This window comes from Rosistilla oblonga, from assembly GCF_007751715.1.
GTDB classification, from domain to species: Bacteria; Planctomycetota; Planctomycetia; order Pirellulales; family Pirellulaceae; genus Rosistilla; species Rosistilla oblonga.
This window is the reverse complement of sequence record NZ_CP036292.1, coordinates 40,266-63,927: the sequence shown is the minus strand read 5'-3', so window position 1 is coordinate 63,927 and position 23,662 is coordinate 40,266. Positions and strand designations below refer to the sequence as shown.

Sequence of the window (23,662 nt, the reverse complement as noted above, 5' to 3'; positions counted from 1 at the left end):
TTCCCCGATCTCTGTTAGAGCCAACGAAAGGAAAAGAAGCGGTTTGCAGCATCGGCGAACGGCAGCGATTTCCATGCAAACAACGAGCTTCTGTTTTTGCTTTCTTGAGGATCTCGAGCATGGTTGCCCATCAGTTGAGCGAGCAAGCCGACGGCCAAGCTGAGAAACAACCCCAGCGTCGTTCCCATCACCAACGTCAACGCAACTTTGGGGCTGGACGGGATCTTCGAATCGCTAGGCCTTTGCAACACGCTTAGATTCGACAGGCTGCCTTTGCTGATCGCCATGTCGAGTCGAGCGAGTTCGGATCGTTTTGCGTAGTCTTGGTAGCTGGCGCGTGCCAGGTCCAACTTGCGAGAGATCTGCGCCAACGTAATTTCACTCTTATTGATGCCGCGAAGTTCCTCTTCGACCTCCGCGATCTGGCGAGTCAGGATCTGTTTCCGGGCGGCCAATGATTCGGCGATCGCCTGTTGGTTCAGCAGCGCGGATTCCATCTCGCGACGCGATTCGTTGACTCCCATCGTGACTTGCGTTAGCACGCGTTCGGATTCCAGCGTCTCTTGCGCCGCGGCGATCTGGGCTCGCGTTTGGCGAACTTTTGGATGATCGGGCTGGTATCGCGACATCAACTCATTTTCGATCAACTGCAATGAATAGAGTTGTTCACGCATTCCTTGAGCGGCACTGCTGGGCAAACCGGTCGTCTCCGCCAGGCGGACGCGTTCGGGCAATTCGCGAATCAACAGCGTGCGGGATTCGATCTCGCTTTGCGCCGCTTCGATCTTGGCAATCGTATCCATCAAAGCGTCTTCCAGCGAAGCCAGTTGAGCGATCTTCACCTGCCGATGTTGATTCAGTTCCGAAACTCCTGTTTCGTTTTTAAACTTCAACATTTGATCCTCCAACGCGGCAACTTCGTCGGAAAGTTGAGACGTCTGGACCAGAAAGAAGTCGTTTGATCCCTCGGATTGATGCACGCGAACCTGTGCATCCACCGATGAATGAATGACTTCCTGAAGCACTTCGGCAGCGAGTTCGGGGCTGATCGTTTCGTAACGCAAACCGATAATCGCGGTCGAGCGTGGGTTAAACGTGACGAGACTCTTCTCGAGTTTTGCGATCGCCTTGTCGCGAGGGCTGTCGACATAGACCGGGCTAAACGATTTGATGTAATCCAAATCGATTGGCATCCAGCTCGACTCGCCGTCCTCGGACTGTTCTAAGATGCGATCGACGCCGACGTTATCGACAACTCGTTCCAGCACGTTGCGACTGTGAACAAGCGTCTGCACCGAATGGATCTCCTTTTCGCGGGCCTCCTGAACCGAAACGGTTTGCCCAACGGTTGCGGTCGGGTCCAAGCCGATGGTCTCTTTTCCCAATCGGATGAACAGTTTCGCTTCGGACGTATACTTCAATTTCGCCTTGGACAAATATCCAACCGTGGCGACCATCACCAAAGCGAAGACGAGAAACATCTTGCCTTTGTTTTGCCACAAGGCTGTGAAGAGATCCAAGGAATTCTCAGTGCGTGGGGTTTCTTGATTCATTTGGATGACACTCCTGCGAAGTTAACCAAGTCGGGAGACTTGACGACCGGGCAATTCAACGGATCGGGAACCGAACTTGTGATACTACGCTTGGGTCGACGCCGCCGGTGCTGGACGAACTTACGCCATTCCGAATCGATGAACTCGGCCAGTTCGGCGCGGAACCGTTCGGGGCGAAAACCCTCGGCATGTTTCCGCGTGGCCTGCAAATCGAACTGACTCTGCTGCTGCTCAAACGCATCGACGGCGGCGGCTACACTTTCTGGAACCTGTTCTTCAAAGAAGCACCCGGTCACTCCCTCGACCACCGTTTCCAGGCTGCCACCGCGTCCGTAAGCGATCACCGGCGTTGCACAAGCTTGCGCTTCGACCGATGTGATACCGAAGTCTTCTTCGGCGGCAAACACAAACGCTTTGGCCCCCTGCATCAAACGAAGCATCTTTTCGTGAGGTAAATACCCGAGTAATTCCACGTTGTCAGGACAGTTCGCCTTCAGCGTTTTGAACATCGGTCCGTCGCCGACAACCAACAACTTACGGTCGGGCATCAAGCGGAACGCTTCGACGATCAAATCGACGCGTTTGTAGGGAACCAACCGCGACGCGGCGATGTAATAATCTTCTTTATTGTAATTCGGGGCGAAGGCATCGACATCGACTGGCGGGTAGATGACTTCCGCCGTCCGGCCGTAACACTTTTGAATTCGGTTCGCGATGAACTGGCTGTTTGCGACAAAGGCATCGACGCGAGTCGACGAGACGTTGTCCCAGATTCGCATGTAGTGCAAGATCATCCGGGTCACCATACTGCGGACACCCCAGGTCAGTTTCGATTCGCGTAGGTATTGAGCTTGAAACTCCCACGCGTAACGAATCGGTGTGTGAACGTAACTGACGTGTAATTGGTCGGGGCCGCAGATCACGCCTTTGGCGACGGCATGATTCGAAGACAAGATCACGTCGTAGGCGCTCAAATCCCACTGCTCGACCGCCATCGGCATCAGCGGCAGATAGTGTCGCAGGAACTTCTTCAGGAAAGGGAGCTTTTGGATGAAGCTGGTCGTCGGTTCTTTGCCACGCAAAAACTCACGATCTTTGTCCGACAAGATGTTTGCAACCGCGTACAGATCCGATTCGGGATACTGCAACAACATCTGCTCAACCACGCGTTCGGATCCAGCGTAGGTGGTGAGCCATTCGTGAATGAGGGCTACATTTTTCATGGTCTATTTCGCAGATGCTTCAAGAGTTTGAACGGCGTTGGCGTGCGTCACAGGAGCCGCGGTGACAAGCGGTTGCAGAACCTGCTGGACTTTGGCAGCTGTCGCTTCCCAGCTGAAATCAGCCGCGCGAACCAGTCCCGCGGCGGCTAACGTGTCTCGCAGCGATTCATCCTGCAAAACGCGAAGCAACCCTTCGGCGATGCTGTCGGGATCTGTATCCACCAACACCGCGGCGCCACCTGCAACCTCCGGCAGCGAGGTGACGTTGCTGCAGACGACAGGTGTGCCGCAAGCCATCGATTCGACCACGGGCAATCCAAAACCTTCGTATTCGGACGCCAAGACTGTCACTTGAGCACCGCGATAGGCGGCGGCTAGCTGGTCGTCGGACAACTTGCCGAGGAAGCAAACGCGATCGCCCAGCGACAACTTGGCGATCGTAGCGTCGGTCTCCGCAGTCGCCGTTCCGGTGATCGCCAACCTCGCTTCGGTCCGGTCGCTGATCTTCGCGAAGGCGTGCAACAAACCGCCGACATTTTTGTGAGGACGTTGATTGCCAACGTACAGAACGTAGGGATGATCGATTTGGTGCAGTGGCCCGGCAACGGTGAATGCGCTGCCGACGCCGTTGTAGACAACTTCGACTTGCGACGGATCGATTCCCGCCCAGGCAACGATCTCCTGTTTTGAGAATTCCGAAACGGTGAGAACCTTGTACGCTCTTCGCGCGGCCGGCCGGATCACATGTTCACAATACAGCCGCTTTGCCAACGAAGCTTCCGCGGGATGGTTTACGTAAATCAAATCGTGGATCGTAAACACATACGGTTGCTTGGTGAGCATCGGCCACGCCAACGGCACGTTGAAGCCAGGCGAAAAGAAAGCGGAATCGGTTCTCCACATCATCCATCCGATCCGCAAGCAATCCAACGGACTGGTCGGGCTGCCGCCAATCGCTTGGTGCTGCAGGCAGCCGAGGCGGTCGTTCAGTTCACTGGCAAAGCGACCGATCCCGGTCGGGCTGATCCAACGTGAGTCGTAGATGATCTTGCGACCAGCGTTCATGATGCAGTCCTTGGTATGGGCTTGAGCAGCGATGCGGTGGTGGCGGCGACTAACACCGCAAGAATCATGAAAGTGAACGAACCGGCGGAGAAATAATAGGTCCGCCAGAGTTCAAAAAAGCCGTACAAGACGACACAGCCGATCAGACACAGAAGGTTGTCCGATCGCCAAAAGTAGCTGCCAATCGTGGCCATTAGAAAACTGGCCCATGCCATTACCGGAAACGCCCAAAAACCGAGATCGCCAAACATCTCGACAAACGCAGAGTTTGTTGTCAGCGTTTCATCGATGTCGACTTGGTGTAGATACCACTGCGCCGCAACGCCGCCGGAATTGTCTTCCACCTTCAATTCGGCGGGATGCAAAAACGTTGGGGTCGTGTATTTGATGATGTTACCGATCGCACCTCGCGATGGTTGATCCGCCGCCATGCGAGCCACGCCCATGCTCGCTTGAACCGGTGCGCCGACGTAGCGTTGTACTTCCAGGAAAGTCATCGCCACGGGATTCTCCACGCCAAAATGATCTCGGTAGCTGCCGGCGCTCCGCACCCAGGTGAAGGCGACGATACAGATCGCCAACCCCAACACGGCCGCCGTGATCGTCCGCGTCTTGACTCGCTGCAGGGCGTCGAATCGGATCGCCAATCCGCCGGCAAAGATCACAGCCTGGGCGATGAGAATCCGAGCCGAGATCGCCGTCGCGGCGAGCAGCAAGCAGAGGCTGAGGATATCTAACCGGCTGACCTTCTGGAGGAAGACCAAGCGGTAGAGCGCGTACCCACCGACAAGCGACGCGGTGTAACGCAATGAGTAGAGATGGTTGTAGTTGGCGTACAACGAATCCTTGACCAGATTAAATTGTTGAGTCTTCACCAGTTCGATCAAGGAGACGCCATTGCGAAGCGCGGCGAACCAAGCCCCGGCGACTCCGATCAATGCCAAACATGCCAACGTCTTGTAGAAGACCGTTGGATCGAAGGCGTCTTTGGACATCACACTGAATCGCGGCAAAGCCATCGCCAATCGCTGTCCGATCGCCGCGGCGGCACAGATCGTCCCGTACCAAGCAACAAGGATCGTTAGATTCGCCAGCGAAATCTCTTCGCGAATTCCATATCCCGCGGCGCCTTCCATCGAAGGACACAACCACAACACCGCACCGACCACGAGAAACGGCACAAAAACCAAACTCGGCTGCCAAACGATCGCTGCGAATTTCGCAACTCCGTTAGGGCGACTTGGTTCGATTGGCAGCGACACGCTTGACATGAGAGTCGTGGTTGTGGACGAGGAGAACAAATTCGGAACGTTTGTGTTGTTCGAAGCGTCCGCGAAGATGAACTTGTATCATCCGCGAACTCTCCAAAAATCTGCGACTCAAACGGCACATCCTTTACGACGCGCGGATGAGACTTATTCAATGCATCGTAATCCGACGCGCGAATCAGATTGCGTTGTTGTTTCTTGCTTTGCCCAACTTCGACGTTACCGTAGCCAGCATTTCCCGCCCCGCCCGCAAAACCCGAACCTCCATTACGGTCCAGACGCCAACCGACCAGCGGGCCATCAAACAAAAACCGATACATTGCAGCGACACAATCGCTGTCCATGCGATCGCCAAACCGACGATTCCCCAGTGATGAGTCATGAAGACGCCGCTGGCGAACAAGGCGATCGAGGTGAAGATGTTGATCGATAACGCTTTCATGTGCTGGCCCGACATCATCAGCGTTAATTCCGCCGCACCTACACTGACAAACACCACCTGCCCGATACACAAGATCCGCAGTACCGTCGCTCCGCCGGCGTAATAGGGGCCGAAGATGAACGCCGCGATCTCGCCGGGGAAGATCATGATAGGAACACAGACGAGCAATGCGGCAACCGCGGCGAGCGTCGCCGCCGATCGGAGAATCCGCTGCAGGTCCTGCAAACGTCCCTGAGCTCGCAGTTCGGCGATCGATGCGATCACCGTCAGATTGACCAACTGCATCGGCATTCCGATCAACAGCATCAACCGTCGCGAGGCGGCATACAACGCGAGTTCTTCATGGTCGACGATCGCACCACCGATCCAGATATCGGCTTGCCCGGTGATATAAGAAAGTCCCTGGGTCAGCATCAGCGGCAGGCAGACCAGCAGCAGCGTCGCCATCGGCAAGACGTGCGACGGTTGATCGCTTTGTTCGATCTGAGACAGCCGCGCCCGGGCGATCCGATGCACGCAGAAAATCGCAAACGGCGTCAATAGACACAGCGATCCCGCACAAAATATCATCACCTGTTCGAGTGTTGGGGCGAACAGCAGACAGCTGCCGACGGTCAACCCAATGAACAGCAAATTGCACAACGGGCCACCGAATTGCCCCGTCAATAAGATCGATAATCTCGAGTCGTGAAAGCTCCGCAGCAGGCTGGCACACAATTGAATCGTCGCCGAACCGAGGACGCTCAGCGCCACCAGCGGAGCGAGCACCGAGAGGTTATCAACTCCAAAAACCTGCTCGCCAGCAAAGTACAAGAAGACAAAACAGAGCAGGCTGCCGATCACGATCGACGCGACCGCCAGCTTGGCTCCTTGGCGGAGAGCCGCTTCGGCACCGCGAACATCTTCCACTCCAATCCGCTCGGAAACGAAGCGAACCATGGCGGCGTTCAGCCCAAACATCGCCACGTACCCGGCAAATGTCAGGATGCTCGCCAGCAGAAAGAAGACGCCGACATCGGACGGAGGCAACACGCGGGCCAGGACGACGTTGATCGCAATCGCGGTTCCGATCCCCAACAACCGACCGCCAACAACCCACAGACTCTCGCGAAACAGTCGCTTGCCGGTCCGCTGAACACCCGAACCCTCGGCAGCTTCCACGGACTTGCCCTCTCCGCCGGCTGGCTGATCGGCTGGGTTCACCGCAGCAGACACCGGTTCCGGTGGTACAAGCGTCGTAGCGTCTCGCGGTTTTTCACTCATCTAGCTAAAAACATACCTTCGCGCAGCAGCACTCGAGCTCTTCGGCCTCATCACCGCTGTACATCTTGAACCATCGCGGAAAATCTCCATTATCCTCCGTGTGGATTCGATCGATTTCACTTCACCACGCGTTTCATAACCGCAACGATCCGCACAACCATTTCCGGAATCGGACCATGGTCCCGCCGATCGCAAACCGCGACGCCACCAATGGTTACTGCAAGAAAACCAATCGAAGTGCCACGGCGTCACAGCGACTGCATCGATGTTGCCAGTCACCGCGCCAGCGTCTTCGGGTGGCGGAGATCGATCCAGCCGTTGGCCGTCGGCCGGTCAAGCTGTTCGTTTAGCGTTACCGGCCGAATCCGCATCGCTCGGCAGCAAAAGCCAGTCCGGCCACGCGGCGCCAAGCCCGTATAAATGCAATCGTCCGGCCCGCCGACATTATAGGAATGAGTGGTATTTTTGGCACGAAAATCGCATTTAGCGAGTTCCCGTACGGTACACCAACGGTTAACCGCCAGCTGGTTTGGAGAGCTGCGAGAGGTCCAATCGGCCCGTCGATGCGATCGACCCGCTCAAGGACAAACCAGCGCCGCCATTTGTCACCGTTGCTGCCGAATACCGTTTTCATCCAATCGTTAATCGCTTTGAGCTTCCAGATCTCGAGCGAGGTCACTCCACATTGAATTGGGGCCTGGTCCAACATGACAACACATGCCGCACCTCTCCGCCGTCGTCCCTACTGGACTCGCGCCGCTGCCGTCCTGCAAGAATGGATCCGCGAACCAGCGCAAGTCGCGTCGCTTGTCCCCAGTGCCCCCGCGTTGACGCAGCGGGTGGCCAAACAGCCGGGCGTTTCCAACGCGACAAAAATCGTCGACCTCGGACCGGGGACCGGCGGGACCACCGAAGCATTGCTGGCGGCCGCGGCGGAGAATTGCCGTGTTCTGGCGATCGAAAAGGCAGCCGGTTTCATCGAACCATTAAACGAAATCGTCGACGGGCGGCTGACTGTCGAACACGCTGACGTCGTCGGTCTGGAACGCATCCTGTTGATCCATCAGATGACATCGCCCGACGTCATCGTTTCGGGAATCCCCTTCTCATCGCTCGATCCTCGCGTCGCCACCGACATCATCAAATCGGTCCACCGAACGCTGCCCAAGGGCGGAACATTTATTGCTTATCAACTGCGCAGCGATGTCGCTCGGTACGCATCGCCTCTGTTCGGCACTCCGCAGACCGAGATCGTTTGGATGAACGTGCCCCCGCTGCGGATCTTCACCTGGACGAAGCAGTAGCGCGTTGCAGCGATTTGGCTTGGGCGGGCGTTTGAATCACCTCGATCCGATAAACGAGAAATTCGACTGGGGATCGAATATCATGGATCGCTTGATCGGGTTGGCACCGCGTCCTCGAGTGATCTGGATGCATTCAAATGCGTCGCGACGCTCCAGCAGTGAGGTCGCATGGAAACCCGATCGACTCGCTCTCCAACACTCCAGCCAAACGACAGACCGCTATGACTTCTCCCCAACGTAGACAGTTCTTGAAAACCGCTGGTACCGCGGCGATGCTGGGCCCTGCCGGACTGATAATGCAGCAGCGTGCGGGGGCAGCCGATTCCTCCGGCTCCGCAGTCGAAGGTTTTCCCGATATCAGCCGCGGCCAAGTCGTCCGGACCAGCGGCAAGTTGGTCGATGGGGCGGCGTTTGAAGAGAACAGCCGGCGGATTCCTGTCGCCGGACACAGCCAGGTGCTGGTCTGCGGCGGTGGGCCCGCGGGAATCGCAGCGGCATTGGCGGCAGCTCGCAGCGGCGCGAAGACGCAGCTGTTAGAGCTGGCCGGTTGCCTTGGCGGCGTTTGGACCGCGGGCATGCTGACCAAGATCCTCGATACCGGTGGCAAGTCGGGGATTATGAAAGAGGTCCTCACGGCGCTTGCAGCCCAGGGGAGCGACGTCGCCAAAGATTCGGGCGGGACCGTCTACGATCCCGAACTGGCGAAGGTCGTGTTGGAAGAGATGTGTGTCGATGCGGGAGTCGAGATCTGCCTGCACACGATGGTCGTCGGAGCGGTCACCAACGATAAGAATCAGTTGGTTGCGGTGATCACCGAATCGAAGTCGGGACGTCAGGTCTGGACCGCTGACCGCTTCATCGATTGCACCGGCGATGGCGATCTGGCCGCCCAAGCTGGCTGCCAGTTCGATCTCGGCTTCGGCGACGATTGTGTCTGCCAACCGATGTCGATGATGGCTCTGATCACCGGTCCCGAACCGGAAGATGTGCAGGAGTTCATTCGCGAGACGGGTGCGTCGGCGAAGCCGCGGTTTCTGAAGTTCATGCGAGATGCGGGGATCGATCCGTCCTATCGGGCTCCGACGCTGCGGCATCTGCACAGCGGGATCTATTCGATCATGACGAATCACGAATACGGCGTCTCCGCGTTCGACGCCGCAGCGATCACCAAGGCGACGATTGAAGGGCGTCGCGAAGTGCACGAGATCGTCCGCGGGCTGCGGAAGCTCGGTGGCGTCTGGAAAGATTTGGCAGTCGTTGCGACAGCCGAACAGATTGGCGTTCGCGAGGGGCGGCGAGTCAAAGGTCGCTACACGATCACCAGCGAAGATATCGCGACGGGATTAAAACATCCTCAATCGGTCTGCAACGCGAAGTTCCCGATCGACGTCCATTCGTTGGAGCTCGCGGGGAATCCCGAGGATATCGAAAAGCTGCGGGCACGTGGAGTGAAGCGATACGACATTCCGTATCCCTCGCTCGTCGCAGCGGATGTCGACGGGCTGCTGATGGCGGGGCGTTGTATCAGCGGCGACTTCTTCGCCCATTCCAGCTACCGCGTCACCGGCAACGCGGTTCCGATGGGCGAAGCGGCTGGGCAAGCTGCTGCCGAATCGATCCGCCAAGGCGTCATGCCGCACGAGCTGCAATGGAAATCGGGCAGCCCGCGACCGAGCTGATCGAAATCGATCGTCATCATTAATGACAACAGGTCGTTTGACGGGGCAGACGCCTATAACCGTTCGAGGAAATCCTCAGCTGCCGTCGGGACGATCCAAGTCGGGTTCGCCTACGACGATCGGAGGCAGCCGCTGTCGAAGAAATTCGAGCCGCTGTTCGAAGGACGTCGATTCCTTTGGCAGTTCGTCGGTGGCGCGGTAGATGAAACGGACGGCTTCGAGCAACAGCTGCCGTTCGGATTGCGTTGCGATGGTGAGTTCGACGGTTACTTTTTCGTTGCCCTGTCGTTCGATGACCGTCGGTTCACACGGCAGGACGCGAAAGATCGGCTCATCGGGCACCGCGACCTTCCTTTCATAAGCCTCCCGCTGAGCGGCGTTTAATTCGGCAAAACTATCTTCGCGGAACTCGATCCTCGATTGGAAGATCGCCTGCAGTGCTGGGATCAGCCGGAATGCTTCAAACATGACACGTTGCCTCCACGATCTATTGTTAACGAACGATTCAGCCGGCACCACATCTTTCCGGGTGAAACCTAGCCGAAGCCGCATCGTTCTTCCCCACAGAGGGAGCCCCGAATGGTCCCCCCTCAACCCAACTCAACTCTGCTCCGCCAATGCCGTAGGCCGTAGGCCGACACAGGACCTGCCGGCGGCGTAAGTCGCCGGTATCTCATGCAGCAAAAGCACAAGGCCGGAGGCCGACACAAGGTTCAGCGCTGAACCCAATCGATCGCCAACGGTTTTAAAAGCGGCGGATGCAGCGATCGCATAAAGCCTGCGGCGCAAGCCGCAGGAACACAATCCACAATCGAACCAAAAGCCCCGGCAGGGGCGACAGCAACCGACGATCTGTCGCCCCTAACCGGGGCTCGCGCGAGGCCATCTTCATCGCGGACCTGCCGCTCGCACCGCAGGCTATATGCGGCCGCCGCTACCGCGGCTTCGTTCCCGATGGATCATCGTGGATACGGGTCTGTGGATCGATCACTCGGTTGGGGCCGACGGCTCTTTAGCTCCAGGCGATGGCTGTCGATAACGCCTTCAAAAATTTCTTGATCTGGCGGCGTGGTGTGGTCGTCGCGTTGCAAGACCGAAACGTCGCCGGTGGTTTCAAAAACGACAGCCAACACATCGTCGTACCGATAGACATTCGACTGGCGGAGTTTGCCGCGCAAGTCGGCTTCGGTCAGATTCGCTCGACGCAAGTTCCCCCGCAAGATCTCGCTGCCGGCCATCAGCAACATCGGCTGGTTGTCGACGAGTTTGCAAACCGTTGGCGACTTACGACGTAACCAAGCGACAACGGTTTGGCCGACGAAGACGCACAGCAGCGCAAAGCCTCCCATCAACAGCGTCGGCGAGGGAGCGGAGATCGTCGCGCCGAATAGCGATCCGATCGCGATCGTCATGGCAAAATCAGCGGCGGACATTTTGGAGAAACTGCGTAACCCACTGACACGTGTGTAGAGCAAGATCGCGGCATAGACGCAAACTGTCGACAGCAGAATCATTCCCAGTTGGGTCGGCGACGCGTCGATCCATTTTTCAAACACGGTTGTTCGTCTCCTGTATTGGGTGGCAAAAGTCTGGCGATATTTCAAAGCCCCGTCGCCGGATACCGTATGCGGCAGTGGGTGCGGTGTGCGACGAGGCTAGAATCCGGCGGCTGTCTTTGTCCGCGCCTGCCGCACCTCTTCCGGGCTCGGTTCGCGGACGATTCTCAATAGATCCTCGGTGGGACGAAACTCGACAAGTCCCCGCTGGGCGAACCCGTGCAGCCACGATTCCATCGGCCAGACGCCCCATTTCTGCTGGAATCGCTTCGCATTGCGAACGATCGCGTGGAAGTGATTCAGCGGCGGCTTGCAGACCGGATGGTGTTGGTGATACGCGGTCGCAGCGACAAATCCAAACGGGACCTTTTGCCGACGGGCGGCGAACGCGAAATCGGTATCCTCGCCTCCATAACCATCAAACGTTGGATCGAATCCGCCGATGCGATCAAAGGTCTGCTTGGTGGCGGCGAAACAGAGAGACCAAAACAACTCATAACGCTGCGACTTGTGTCGCTCCCCCGGCATCAGCCGCGGTTGCAATGGATGGTCGACGGCCAAGCGATCCAAGTCGTCCATCTGCCACCCGTCGCTCGCCGCACCCGCTGGCAGATACCGTACATTCCCCATCCACAATCGCGGATCCTCTCGCAGCGCCTGGCGAAACGTTTCCAGCATCGAAGGAGCCGGAATGCAATCGACATCCAGAAAGATCATCGCATCGGTTTGGCAAAGTTCCGCCGCCCGGTTCCTCGCCTCCGCCAATGGCAATTGCTCTCCATCCCCATCGACTCGCGCGGTTCGCACGTCGATCTTCGTTTCGATCGTTTGCGTCGCCGTGCCGGCTGAAGCTTCGTTGTGCGTGGCCGCCGCCGACTGAACCCTCCTGCGATGGCTGAGCACTTCGGGAGGCAACGCGACATCCTGATCCATCCCCACGATGATCCATTGAGCTGGCAACAGAGAGGAGCGCATCAAGCCAAGCCACTGGTTATAGAGATGTTTCTCGCGACCGCGGACGATCGTTAAGACACTCAACTGCATGGGACCGCCTGTTGGTTGGATTCACGTTGATTTCGAGACCAGGTTGCGACCCGTTGCAGGTGAGCCGCCGCTTGCGCCGCACCATCGGCGGCAAAGATGGCGTCCCATCGCCGCGGGTCGAGACGCCCAGCCCGCTCAAGCAGTTCGGGCCATTGGTCGGTGTCGGGCCACTGTGACAACCCGACGGCCAGTCCCTCCCGGTCCAGGATCGCCGCTTTGCGAATCTGTTCGTCGAACGGCCGCTGTTGAGCGATCGCGATCAGCCGCCGGCGAGCGTGCCCGATTTCCATCACGCTATTGTGCCCCGCCGCGGTGACGACAATATCGGCCTCCCTGACATACGGCATCGGATCGTCGACCCAACCGACGTATTGGAGGTTGTCGGGCATTGCTGCCGATTCAGGAGCTGCGATGCCGACGACTCGCCATCGATATTCGGGAACTCGCCGTGCCGCCGCCCGAAGTCGATCGTGGACATCCGCATTGCCGCCGCGGCCAAACATGACGACGATCGTCGGAGCGTCTGAAGACTCTCCTGCCGCTAGCGACGCGATTTGACTGTTTTGACTGTTCTTTTGTGCGGTTTGCTGGCGGCAGAATCCGTCCAGATAAATCGTCTTGGTTTGCACCCAGCCCGGTGTTTGTTCATCTTCCATCGATTTGGGGAATGGCGCCAACAACGAGTGCGCCGCGCGATAGGCGTCTTGGTGCGCAGGGTCGTTTCGGTCGCCATGCTGCCGCATCACAACCTGCGGGATCGATGCCAACCGCGTTAGCATCGAGATCTCGGCGGAGACGTCGACCACCATCACATCGGGCCTCGCTTCGTCGAGCCAAGCGGTGTACTGCGCCACGCGACGCGTGATCGGTTCACACCACAGCGGCGCGTAGTGCAACGAATAGACGTCGCGAGCATAAGGGAGCCCGCGGGGACTGACATCGTCGATATCACATGCGATACCAACGACCTGCTGCAACGTGGGGCCACTCCAGTCGAGCGTGTCGATCCGGCTGGTGACGACACTCGCCGGGATCTGCAAATGCTGCAGGAGCGCCTCGGTGCGGTGCTTATGCCCCAGCCCATGATAGTGGACGTAGAATCCTATCGTTGGACCAATCATACCGCCACACCCAACTGAACGCGTCGGTACAACGCTTCGTAATCGTTCATCATACGTTCCATGCTGTAACGTTCTTGAGCGACACGACGGCAGACTTCGCCGTTCAGTTCGATCGCCTCACCAATCGCTAGTGCCAAGTCGTCGACGTCGCCGGGATAAGCCAGGCGTCCCACCGACGGAGCGATGATCTCGGGGAGGGCTCCGCGAGCGAAGGCGGCAACCGGAGTTCCGCACGCGAGCGCTTCGGCAACGACGAGGCCAAAGGGTTCGTCCCAACAGGGAGTGATGATCGCGACGGCTGCGCTGCTGATGATCTCGCTCAGCTGTTCGTGCGTCTTGTGGCCTAAGTAAGAGCAATCGGCGCCCAGTGAGGGAGCGACAAATTCATCGAAGTAGGCTTGGTCGGAGACGGGACCGACGACGTCGATCGGCAAGCCGGCGCGACGGGCTGCAGCGATCGCCAGATGTGTTCCCTTTTCCGGAACGATTCGCCCAAACCAGACGGCTCGCGGCTGTTCCGCCGTCGTGCGGCCCTTCCAAAAATCGGTGTCGATGCCGTTGTAGATGACCGTTTGATCGCCGACCAACCGTCCCCAAGCCATCGCGTTGGCGTGAGAGATGTTGACGAAACGCCCACACTGTTGCCAAGGCCGCGACGTCAATTCCGCATCGACGCGTGGCAGCACGGGGGCATGCAGCGTGGTGATCATTTGCGTGGGGAGCGTGCTGGCGAATCGCAGCGGGATCGGGTTCAGCGAATGGTTGTGGATCAGGTCGAAATCGCCCGCGGCCAAGCGAGTCATCAACGATGCGTAGGCTTCATCTTCGGTGGCGTCGATCCAACCGTCGTGGACTCGCCCCAGTCGTCGCAGCGATTCGGGAATCGTTGCGTGGGGAAGAATCGGTTCCAGCGGCAACCGCGGGTCCGAATCGCCCGCGGCAAACAACGTCACGTCGTGACCACGTGCGACCAACGCGTCGACAAAACCATGTGTGAACACTTCCAGACCGCCTGCGAAGGGTTTCGCCATGGGGAACTTCAAATGCCCAATGATTCCGATCTTCATCGCCACCGACTCCTGTTGCCCTAGTATTTGGTAAAACGATCCTTCGTGTTGGAAAACGTTCCGTCGAGCGATCCCGTAGAGCAACAAGTGTGCCAGTGGAGCGATCTAGCGTTTGGCGATCGGCACGATCGGCTGGCCAGCAGAGCTAGAGACGACAGCCCCCGAACGCCGCATTTGCCGTTCGACGCGGTCGATCGTGCCGATAAATCGCAGCCCGATGCGACGGGTAAAACGGATCAAAATCGAAAGGTTCGAGGGTCGGGTGGAGGCAGTGACTGCGGACATCGGTTGGTTTCCAATCGTTCATGGTGATGGCACGCGGATCGCATGTCGGTTTGGGGACATGCAAACGGCGTAGTAAACGCGCGAGCGGCGCGGACGAAAACGTCGGCTTCGCCACCGCGGATCGTCGAATCGAACCGCCGCAGTGGCAAACCGCTCGTCCAATTGCATGCTGCACAAAGTGAACCAAACCGAACGATTTCCCGAACGAAACCATTGGATGCTGTTGAACTCTCGAAAAACGCGACCCGATCCCTTTGGATATCGAGCGTTGTTGGCCGTCGCATTGCCGTTGGCCGCGACCGTTGGCTGTTTCTCGATCACGCTGTTCACCGACCGGACGCTTTTGATGTGGTACGGACCGACATCGGCGGCGGCGTCGGTCTCGGCCGGCAATCTTTATTGGGCGGTGGTCTGTATTCCCGTCACGGCGATGGGATTCCTGACTCCACTGGTCGCGATGGCGATGGGAAACAAACGCCGCCGCGGCGCGATGATCGGCCGCGTCTGGTCGCTCGTTTGGCAATGCCTGTGGTTGACGCTGCTGTTCATTCCGCTGTTGGCACTGATCGGATGGGTAGCTCCCGCGATCTTCGCGGCCTTTGGACATTCCCACGATCTCGCCCAGCAAGAGGCTCGCTACTTCCGGACTCTGCTGTTAGTCGCCCCCGCGTCGATGTTGGAAGCCGGACTGACTGCGTTTTTCGTCGGCCGCCGAGTGACCCGACCGATCTTGCGAGCCAACATCGCGTCGGCTGTCTTGAATGTCCTGCTCGACTATTGGTTCATCTTCGGTGGCATTGGCCTGCCAGCGATGGGAGTTTTCGGAGCGGCATTAGCGACGGCGGTGGCGATGTGGTGCAAAGTCGCGATCTTTGCCGTGCTGTTGTTGCGTCTGCAATCGTTTCGTCGTCATCGGCCGCAGGCTTGGCGGCCCGACCTAAAACTGATCCGCGAGATCATCGTCCCCGGCTCGACCCTGGGGATTCAGCAACTGGTCCGCTCCAGTTTGTTCAGCTTCATCCTGTTGGTGATTGGAGCGGCGTCGGTGCAAGGACTCGCTGCGACGTCGGCGGCTCTCAGCCTTTATCAATTGTTGTCGATCCCCGCGATCGGACTCGCCACCGCCGTTACCGTCTTGACCGGCCAAGCGTACGCGTCAGCCGGAATCGCGCCCGCCCTGCAGGTCATCCGCCGCAGCGCGATCGTCGGCGCCGCGGTTGCGCTGAGCCTGGCCGCCACATTGTGGAGCTTTCCCGACGCACTGCTGCAAATTACACTGGGCGGTCTGCCAGCCGATCAACGACAGGAACTTCAGCCGCTCGCGGCGCAGTTGTTAGCGTACGCCGCGGTCTATGGCATCGTCGACATCAGCAGCCTAGTTTTGGGAGCGGCGATCAAAGGGATCGGCAAGACATTCATCGTCCTGTTCGCCACCGCCCTGCCGGGATCCATCAGCGTCGTGGTCGGATGGACGTTTGCTCCCACCGACGCATCAGCGGTCCCTTATTGGTGGACGGTCTTGATCCTCTGGGCAGCCTTCCAAGCAGCGATCATCGGCCTAGGAATCGCCCGCGCAGTGCGTAAGTCATAGCAACCGCGATCGGCCGAGGCCATCAATAAAAGCAGCCTCTCCACCATCGCAACCAAGCCGCAATAGAGAAATCAAACGACGGTAGATGGTCATGTGTGAGATAGAAGAGAAGGTAGAAGAGGAGATAGAACGGAAACACCCGCACCAGCACAACGCCTAGCTACACTCGCACCGTCGCCCCTACCGATCGGCACCAAACGTTTGACAAGGAAAAGTTCCCGCAATGATCACCTCCAAACGAAGCTGCGGATGCAGCGATCGCATAAAGCCTGCGGCGCAAGCCGCAGGAACACAACCAACAATCGAACCAAAGCCCCGTAGGTGCGACAACAACTACGCATCTGTCGCCCTTACCAGGGCTCGCGCGAAACCGTATCCATCCCAGACCTGTGGCTCGCGTCACATGCTATACGCGGCCGCCGCTACCGCGGCTTCGTTCCAAATGGATAGTCGCGGAGACTGTTCCCCTGGCCAGCACAAGGTTCGGCGCTGAAACCAATCGATCGCCATCGGTTCTAAAAGCTGCGGATGCAGCGATCGCATAAAGCCTGCGGCGCAAGCCGCAGGAACACAACCAACAATCGAACTAAAGCCCCGCCAGGGGCGACAGCAACTACGGCTCTGTCGCCCCTAACCGGGGCTCGCGCGAAACCGTCTCCATCCCAGACCAGTGGCTCGCGTCACATGCTATATGCGGCCGCCGCTACCGCGGCTTTGTGCGTGGTGATCGCCTTTATAGGCTGCCGCGGACTAGACTCGTTCGCTCGCCGGCGAAGCAGAATAGATCGCACGACGCTGGGTATCGGAGAGGTAGACCGCTTGGTAGCGGTGCGGGGCGCCGATGTCCTTGTACAGTAGGTCTCCTTTCATCAGCAAATCTTCGGCACCCGATTGTTCGAACAACATGCGGCTTTCAGTTGCTGAGGTCATCGTCAGTCCAACGCGGCCGGGCAGATTGGTTTGAATCGCCCCGGTGATCGTCTTCCGACTCGGCTGTTGCGTTGCCAGGATCAGATGGATTCCACAGGCCCGCCCCTTGGAGCCCAACCGCGTGATCCGCGTTTCGATATCTCTCCGCTGCTTGGTCGATGCGAGCATGATATCCGCGTACTCATCGCAAACGCAGATGATGCGGGGAACGGGTTTGCCGCTTCGGTCGATCCACTCCGCAAGCGACGCACATCCGTCCAACGATGCGTAACGGTCTTCCATCTCTTCGATCAAATCGTCCAACACCGAGATTATGTCGGTGTCGGCATCACCAGGGAAAACGACGGGGCAGCGTAGGTAGGGTGAACCTTGCAGGTCGTGGAACGCGACGCGTTTGGGATCGATGGCGACCAGCTGCAGTTGTTCGGGCGTGTTGGTTGCGATCAACCCGGCGACCGCTGTCCGCAACCACTCGCTCTTGCCACTGCCAGAGACGCCAGCGACCAACAGATGTGAGCAGGTGGAATCGGCCAAGTCGGCGGTTCGCACCTTGCCGTCCAAGCCGACGCCAATGAGCACCTTGGCACATCCATGCAGCGGATCCGAAGCGGGCAGATCGATATCGTCCCATGCCACAAACTGGCGGTCGGGACGCTGCACGTCGATCGTGATCGAGGCGCCGGTTTGTATCACCGGTGGGCGTTGGCATCGCAGCCGAATCTGCAACAGTTCTGCGTTTCTAGGATAACGATCCGGCCGGACGCCGCGCGCCGGATTGACGGTGAATCGAATAAAGGTCGGCCCAACGATTGGTTCACCCACGAAGGTCGATTCGCAGTCGGCTTCGTTTAACGCAGCCTTCAACTGTTTGGCAAGCGATTGAACGTCGACCTCGGTCGTCGATTTCGGCTTGGGGGTGACTTGCTCGGCAGCGACTGTAGGTTTGCGCTGCGGCTGCGGGGCGACGCGCGGACGATCGACTCCCGCTAGCTTGCCGATCAACGTTTGTAATCGCTGTTGGAGTTCGCCGATTTGGTTGCCTTCGATCAAACGCTCCGACCGTTCGGGCAGAAAACCGATCACGGCGATCGAGTTGTTGCCGCCGTCATTGAGCATTTGATGGTAGAGCGCGGTTTGGCAGAGATCGGCTTCGGGCGCGGTCTTGCCAAGCTTGTATTCGATCACGCAGCGGCGTCCGCCCGGCAGCGAGAGTACTGAATCGGCAACGCCCGTCAGTACCACGGGCTGCGTCCAGGATGGATCGGTCAATTCCAAACGCAGAGGCACCTCGGATTGAAACCAATTCGCCAATTCGCTGGGATTAAAACGTTTGCCGTCGCGAAGCTGGCGTTGTCGGTGATCCCAAAACAGCTGGGCCAGCCAGAGAGTCGCTTCGTTCACTGCAACCCAAAGGTTCATCACCGCGTCGCCACGTCCATGCAGCGCCGCCGCATTGCCGATCAAAAATGGGCCGAGCTCGCGACGGTAACCGAAGTCGCGCAGTTCAGCTGCCCAGTCGTCGACCGATGCACCACTGAAGATCGTCGATAGTTCCGCATTGCTGCTGTTGAGCAGCGATGCGATCAGTCGATGAAACGCCGTCCCCAGTTCACAACATGAAGGACTGCCGGTTCCACTGGACGGATCGGCGAGATAGATCTGTTGGCGCACGTCGCTGACCGAAATCTCGACTCCGCGCGACGATGATTCTTGCGAATCCAAACGGTTAGATAGTTTCTGATTCATCTCAATGGGTATCGCTCTGTTGGGTCGAATCCTTTTCATTGTCCGATGCCACGGGGTCGTCCACTCGAAAGACAACCGCGGCGTCACCGTGGATCACTCCAATCCGGTCTCCCGCAAGGCCGGCGAGTTCTTTCACTCGCTCTCGATCGATACCGGTGGAGTCAGCGATTGCGTCGACCAACGCGACCGGAGTGGATGCGAGGCATTCGAGGACCGCATCGACATCGTTGTCGTCCGGCGTGGCGTCGTCGTCGATCCAGCCTGGACGAAGTGGAGTGCGGAATTCGTCGATCCATTCACGGACGACGGTGTCGAGGTTATCGGACAACCACTGCCGGACCGTCGTCGCCCCAACGACTTGCCCATCGAGCGTCAGATCGCCACAGGTCGCATCGGCGATCAGCGACCGGACCGCGTCGAGCACCGCCATGATCTCGCGGGTCGGACGCAGTAGCACGCCCTCCTCTTTGGTCAATTGATCCAAACGATCACGTGTGGTTTGGGCCCCGGGGGAGATCGGCAATCGCCCATCGCGAATCAGCACCAGTTTGTGCAATCCAAACGCCTCGCGATTTTGGATTAAGCGGCGTAATTGCGCCGCCAAGCTGGTCATGTTCGGCTGGTTGCAGAGCGCCACGCCGACCCGTGCTTCTCCTGCGGGACCGACCAGTACCATTTCGATATCGTTCTGGACATTGTGCGGGCCGTTGGGATATTCCGTGGTCCAACCCGGTTCTACGATCGGCAACAAGCCGGGAAGCGTCGCCGCGATCAATTCGTTTGTCGCTTCGGGAGTCTGCGTGCGGATCGCCTGTTCGATTCGTTGATCGAAGACCTCGGCCAATTGATCTTCCGGACCGGTTGGCGATGGTGGGATCGGCTTTTTACCGGCTAGTTCATCGAAGCGAATCGCCGCTAGGTGCAGCAGTTCGCGCGGCGTCAACCGCTGTGCAAAGAGCGTTTCATTGTCGCCGAACGGCCAGCGTGGATCATCGCCAGCAGCTTTGGCGGTCGCCGACAACGCTGCGACTCGCGAACGAACGATCTGCCGCATCTGTGACGAATCCAGTTTTTGCAGCGCCGTTTGGCCCGCGGTGATCATTCTTGGCCGGTCCTGGTCACGCACTTCGTTGTCGGCGAAGTTCGCCAACACGCAGGAGATCACCGCGACGGTTGTTTCGTCGGTGAGGTCGGCGATAGCGCGGGCGAGGTACCAAACCGGCCGCCGCGTGGAATCTTCGACCTCGATCGCTTCGATTTGATCGAAACAAAACACGATCGGAATTTCGGAGCCGGCGATATGGCAAAGCGATTTGACCGCTTCAAACGCGTCGTCTTCGTTGTCGGGAGCGTAGTGGCTGGGATCGACGTTGCCAAACAGCGCTCGGAACCCGTCTTCGTTGACCAGTCCGCCGCCGAGGTACGCGCGGACGTGACGTCGATGTTGTTGTCGAATAAACCATTCGATCACGTGTGCAAAATCGTCGCGAAGACTGATCTGAGCCGCGAGGTCGTACCAGTGATCGACCAATTCTTCCAGCCGCGATTGGCGAAAGTGATTCCACCACAATGCGAGGTCCGCGCTGCCATCAAATCGTTTGGCCAGATGTTTCGCGAGCACATGATCCAATTGCGTGAGCCCGTCGGGCATCGGACGCATCAGATCGGTCACTAATTCAGAACGGATCTTTCGCCAGATCCGCCCCGAGGCGGTTCGCATCCGCAGGTAGACAAAGATCTGCCAATCATCTTCGACGTCGGGATACTTCTTCTTTGTGTCGGTGAGGTGTTCGTGCAAGCGGGCCAGTAGATGCGTCTTTCCGCTTCCCTGTTCCCCGTGAATCAGCACCGACGCGCTCCGTTGTTCGTTGCGTACGATCCGCACGGCGTCCAGACATTTGGAAAAGACGTCGGCATGAATCTCCGGCACATCGGCTGATGCCCCACGCCACGCGTCGGGAACGATGCTTCCAAGAAACGGATTGGGCATCGACGGATCGATTTTCATTTTTCTGGCAGCCATACGTTACCTCCTGACGACTAGCATGTCATAAACTTTTCCATCTCCACGAAGCTTGCGAGCCTCGCGGTCCTCGGGGCTTAGCGACCCCGGATCGGGATGCGTTGTCAGATCGACTTGAGCGTGGGCTTCCAGTTGTCGGATTGCCGCGTCGAACGACTCGCCGACCAATTTGAACTCCATCGCGCGACGCAGTTCGGCAATCGAAACGATCGCTCCGGCGGTCGATGGATTGGGGGACATCTGACCGATCATTTGCATCACAAGTGTTTCGTCGGACACGTTGGGTTCGATGGGCGTCGTTGCCCCGGGCGTGGTTCGATCGGTTGGCACGATCGATGCCCGCACTTCGTCGGGGCTGATCGAACACCGTTTGGCGATCTGCGCGATCGCATTTTCCAGCATCGCTTGGGGCCCGATCGGACAGGCCGAATACCGCAGGGCCTGGCTTCCCAAGAACCGTCCCACGTGCAATTGGCCCGACGCGGCCAATTGATTGATGAAATCGCCAAGCTGCTTGACGCTCATATCCTTCAGTCGCGCCCGACATCGACTGCTGAGATCGCTCTTCGTGCCGACCTGCTTTTCCGCTTCGGACGTGATCACCAGCGTCGCATACTGATCCAGCGATCGATTCCAAAATCGATCGGCTTTGCCGCGATAGGGGGCGAAGCGATGGAGCACCTGCTGTTGGACCAGCGACTCCAACCGCGTCTGAATGGTTTGAGGATCGTTTTGATCGCTCTTGGGGAGCTTTCGGCACAGATCGGCCGCTGTCACCGGCGCAGCTTCTGCTGCCAATGCATGCACCAACGCTTGATTGGGCGCCTCTAGGTTCTGTAAGCCGCCGCTCGATAAAACCGCAGACTCGGGCATTATAGTCCTCCTAACGGAACTGGTAGATCTGGACAATCGTACCATGGTCGTTTGGGGGATGAAACTCGCAAGGATATTGTTCCCAATTCCCGTAGTTTCAAAGAACCTGTCCCTGCAGGTGTGCGTCCCATCGCGACGGAATCCGAATTGAATCGGCGCGATTGGGACAGACGGTCGGAGCCATCCCCAATCCGATCACCAACCCGCTTGCCGCGTTTAACCGCGTGCCCAACGGGCTGCGCGCTGAAGGAAGATCGGCAATTCCAATGCGGTTCAATCCCGCCATCGCGCGGACGCGGAACCCGTTCTGCGGCTACCCTTTTTGAAACCACCAGGGGGCTTCATTCCTGGTCTCCAACTATTTTTCGATTTGGTGTCCGGTCGGGAAGCGAATCCTGCATCTGGTATTTAGCGAGCGTAAGTGGCTCGCGAGCAGTGGGAATCGAGAAACCCAAACGTTGCATACCTTCTACGAATCAGAACCTTAAACCGGAGGAAAACCGATGTTGTCGCAAGTTGGAAAAATGGCCCTCGTCGGATTGGCTGTCGCAATGCTATCGCAAGTGGCTGTCGACCAAGCGGAAGCTGGTTATGGTGGCCGACAGTACTACAGCAGTTGGTCCTACCAACCATCCCGCTCGTATCACTACACCCGCTACTACTACCGGCCGGTGGTGAGTTCGCCGACCTACAGCTACCACTACTGCATCTCGTATCCATCGCAACCGCGTTATGTCTACTACTACACCCCCAGCTCCCAACAGTACTGGGGCCGTTACGATCTGCAGGGAACCGAAGGGGCCAATTATTCGTTGCTAGCCAAAAAGGACCGCAAGAAGAATCTGGAAGATATTCCCGAGAGCGCCTTTCCACCGCCCGCCGCGATGCCAGCGATCCCCGGTTCGAAGGATGGCGTCGCGATCGAACCGATCAAAGAAAAACCCGGGGACGAACCGACCGATCTGCCAGCAACAAAATAGCAGAACGAAAATCGCAAGCCGCGAAAACTGGCACCGGCAAAAAGCGTGGTGAGCTCCATCCCGCTTTTTGCCCGCGGCGCGGATGCCAGCAAATCGATGCTGCTAAAAATGCCAAAGTTTCCAATTCGTCGGATTTCCCGACGAACCCTCTACGACCTCAGCCCGTACCGCTTGCATCAATCCTTGGTCGGATCAAATTCAACTCGAATACTAAAGAAGACGAACGTCGTCCATGACTTCGCTGTTCCGACCCATTCTACCGAGCTTGCTGTGTCTTGTTGTTGCCTGGGGGCACGCACCCGCATGGCTGCATGTCGCCACCTGCGACGGGCATGGCCACCATCACGCTGCAGCGAGCGTCTGTTCTCATGGTTGCCATCATCACGCTGGTGATGATTCAAAAACCAGCGATGGCGAATCGCATCACCAGCACGATGCGGACGATTGTCCGATCTGTCAGTCGTTAGCCAGTCCATCCGGCGTGAACTGGAACCTCGATCCGTCGCTGCTGAGCGATCGATTGGTTCAGTCGTCGGATCCTATTCTCGATGCGGTTGCCGTTGCGGCGACCCTCTCGATCGCGCGACCTCGCGGCCCACCGGTCTGCGGATAAGTCCAGCCGGTTCTGCACGAACGTCGCCCGACGTGC

Annotated in this window: 19 protein-coding genes; 5 read left to right on the top strand and 14 right to left on the bottom strand. The window is 58.2% G+C overall.

The features are described 5' to 3' along the window. Positions 1-14 precede the first annotated feature (14 nt). The 5 genes from CA51_RS00260 to CA51_RS00240 all read right to left on the bottom strand — a co-directional run bounded on the left by CA51_RS00260 (position 15) and on the right by CA51_RS00240 (position 6,814). Positions 15-1,553 (bottom strand): GumC family protein, encoded by a 1,539-nt coding sequence (locus CA51_RS00260; RefSeq protein WP_145117160.1) that lies wholly within the window; start codon positions 1,551-1,553, stop codon positions 15-17. Continuing rightward, entirely contained in the window at positions 1,550-2,776 is a 1,227-nt protein-coding gene (locus CA51_RS00255; protein WP_145117159.1) for a glycosyltransferase, read from the bottom strand. The genes CA51_RS00260 and CA51_RS00255 overlap by 4 nt, the downstream gene beginning before the upstream one ends. Positions 2,777-2,779: 3 nt before the next feature. Beyond that, entirely contained in the window at positions 2,780-3,841 is a 1,062-nt protein-coding gene (locus CA51_RS00250) for a glycosyltransferase family 4 protein (protein WP_231745904.1), read from the bottom strand. After that, entirely contained in the window at positions 3,838-5,112 is a 1,275-nt protein-coding gene (locus CA51_RS00245) for a hypothetical protein (RefSeq protein ID WP_231745903.1), read from the bottom strand. Before CA51_RS00245 ends, CA51_RS00250 begins: the two co-directional genes overlap by 4 nt. A gap of 175 nt (positions 5,113-5,287) precedes the next feature. Continuing rightward, on the bottom strand, positions 5,288-6,814 hold the full coding sequence (locus CA51_RS00240; RefSeq protein WP_145117158.1) for a lipopolysaccharide biosynthesis protein: 1,527 nt from the start codon (positions 6,812-6,814) through the stop codon (positions 5,288-5,290). 707 nt (positions 6,815-7,521) lie between these two features. On the opposite strand from CA51_RS00240, the gene CA51_RS00235 reads away from it, so the two are divergent. Both CA51_RS00235 and CA51_RS00230 read left to right on the top strand, forming a co-directional pair. After that, a complete protein-coding gene (locus tag CA51_RS00235; protein WP_145117157.1) occupies positions 7,522-8,118 on the top strand; it encodes a class I SAM-dependent methyltransferase in 597 nt (198 codons plus the stop codon). 221 nt (positions 8,119-8,339) lie between these two features. Then, positions 8,340-9,797 carry an FAD-dependent oxidoreductase gene (locus CA51_RS00230; RefSeq protein WP_197451487.1) on the top strand — a complete coding sequence of 486 codons (1,458 nt, stop codon included), beginning with the start codon at positions 8,340-8,342 and terminating at the stop codon, positions 9,795-9,797. Positions 9,798-9,872: 75 nt separating this feature from the next. Here CA51_RS00230 and CA51_RS00225 read toward each other — a convergent pair whose 3' ends face one another. The 6 genes from CA51_RS00225 to CA51_RS00200 form a co-directional block, all read right to left on the bottom strand. Beyond that, complete coding sequence (locus CA51_RS00225; protein ID WP_145117156.1) at positions 9,873-10,265, bottom strand: hypothetical protein; 393 nt, start codon at positions 10,263-10,265, stop codon at positions 9,873-9,875. 491 nt (positions 10,266-10,756) lie between these two features. Then, the gene (locus tag CA51_RS00220) at positions 10,757-11,401 is read right to left on the bottom strand and encodes a DUF421 domain-containing protein (RefSeq protein ID WP_231745902.1); all 645 of its coding nucleotides are present in this window, start codon (positions 11,399-11,401) and stop codon (positions 10,757-10,759) included. Positions 11,402-11,452: 51 nt separating this feature from the next. Then, on the bottom strand, positions 11,453-12,397 hold the full coding sequence (locus tag CA51_RS00215; protein ID WP_145117155.1) for a glycosyltransferase family 2 protein: 945 nt from the start codon (positions 12,395-12,397) through the stop codon (positions 11,453-11,455). Continuing rightward, positions 12,388-13,518, bottom strand: a complete 1,131-nt coding sequence (locus CA51_RS00210; protein ID WP_145117154.1) for a glycosyltransferase — start codon at positions 13,516-13,518, stop codon at positions 12,388-12,390. The genes CA51_RS00215 and CA51_RS00210 overlap by 10 nt, the downstream gene beginning before the upstream one ends. Continuing rightward, complete coding sequence (locus CA51_RS00205) at positions 13,515-14,585, bottom strand: glycosyltransferase family 4 protein (protein ID WP_145117153.1); 1,071 nt, start codon at positions 14,583-14,585, stop codon at positions 13,515-13,517. The genes CA51_RS00210 and CA51_RS00205 overlap by 4 nt, the downstream gene beginning before the upstream one ends. A 105-nt stretch (positions 14,586-14,690) precedes the next feature. Next, a complete protein-coding gene (locus tag CA51_RS00200) occupies positions 14,691-14,870 on the bottom strand; it encodes a hypothetical protein (RefSeq protein ID WP_145117152.1) in 180 nt (59 codons plus the stop codon). 217 nt (positions 14,871-15,087) lie between these two features. Here CA51_RS00200 and CA51_RS00195 point away from each other — a divergent pair, with 217 nt between their 5' ends. Next, positions 15,088-16,461, top strand: a complete 1,374-nt coding sequence (locus tag CA51_RS00195) for an MATE family efflux transporter (RefSeq protein ID WP_145117151.1) — start codon at positions 15,088-15,090, stop codon at positions 16,459-16,461. A gap of 750 nt (positions 16,462-17,211) precedes the next feature. Here the strand turns inward: CA51_RS00195 and CA51_RS00190 are convergent. Genes CA51_RS00190 through CA51_RS00180 form a run of 3 tightly spaced genes read right to left on the bottom strand, consistent with a single transcriptional unit; the run spans position 17,212 to position 22,033 of the window. Beyond that, positions 17,212-19,137: an FtsK/SpoIIIE domain-containing protein gene (locus CA51_RS00190; protein WP_197451486.1), complete on the bottom strand. Its 1,926-nt coding sequence runs from the start codon at positions 19,135-19,137 to the stop codon at positions 17,212-17,214. A 1-nt stretch (position 19,138) separates the two neighbouring features. Beyond that, positions 19,139-21,160: an ATP-binding protein gene (locus tag CA51_RS00185; RefSeq protein WP_145117149.1), complete on the bottom strand. Its 2,022-nt coding sequence runs from the start codon at positions 21,158-21,160 to the stop codon at positions 19,139-19,141. 3 nt (positions 21,161-21,163) lie between these two features. Beyond that, the gene (locus CA51_RS00180) at positions 21,164-22,033 is read right to left on the bottom strand and encodes a hypothetical protein (protein ID WP_145117148.1); all 870 of its coding nucleotides are present in this window, start codon (positions 22,031-22,033) and stop codon (positions 21,164-21,166) included. 503 nt (positions 22,034-22,536) lie between these two features. Between CA51_RS00180 and CA51_RS00175 the strand changes: the two genes are divergently transcribed. Together CA51_RS00175 and CA51_RS00170 are read left to right on the top strand one after the other, a co-directional pair. Beyond that, on the top strand, positions 22,537-23,013 hold the full coding sequence (locus tag CA51_RS00175) for a hypothetical protein (RefSeq protein ID WP_145117147.1): 477 nt from the start codon (positions 22,537-22,539) through the stop codon (positions 23,011-23,013). 232 nt (positions 23,014-23,245) lie between these two features. Next, positions 23,246-23,626, top strand: coding sequence for a DUF2946 domain-containing protein (locus tag CA51_RS00170; RefSeq protein WP_145117146.1), 381 nt, complete (start codon positions 23,246-23,248; stop codon positions 23,624-23,626). The last annotated feature ends 36 nt before the right edge of the window (positions 23,627-23,662 follow it).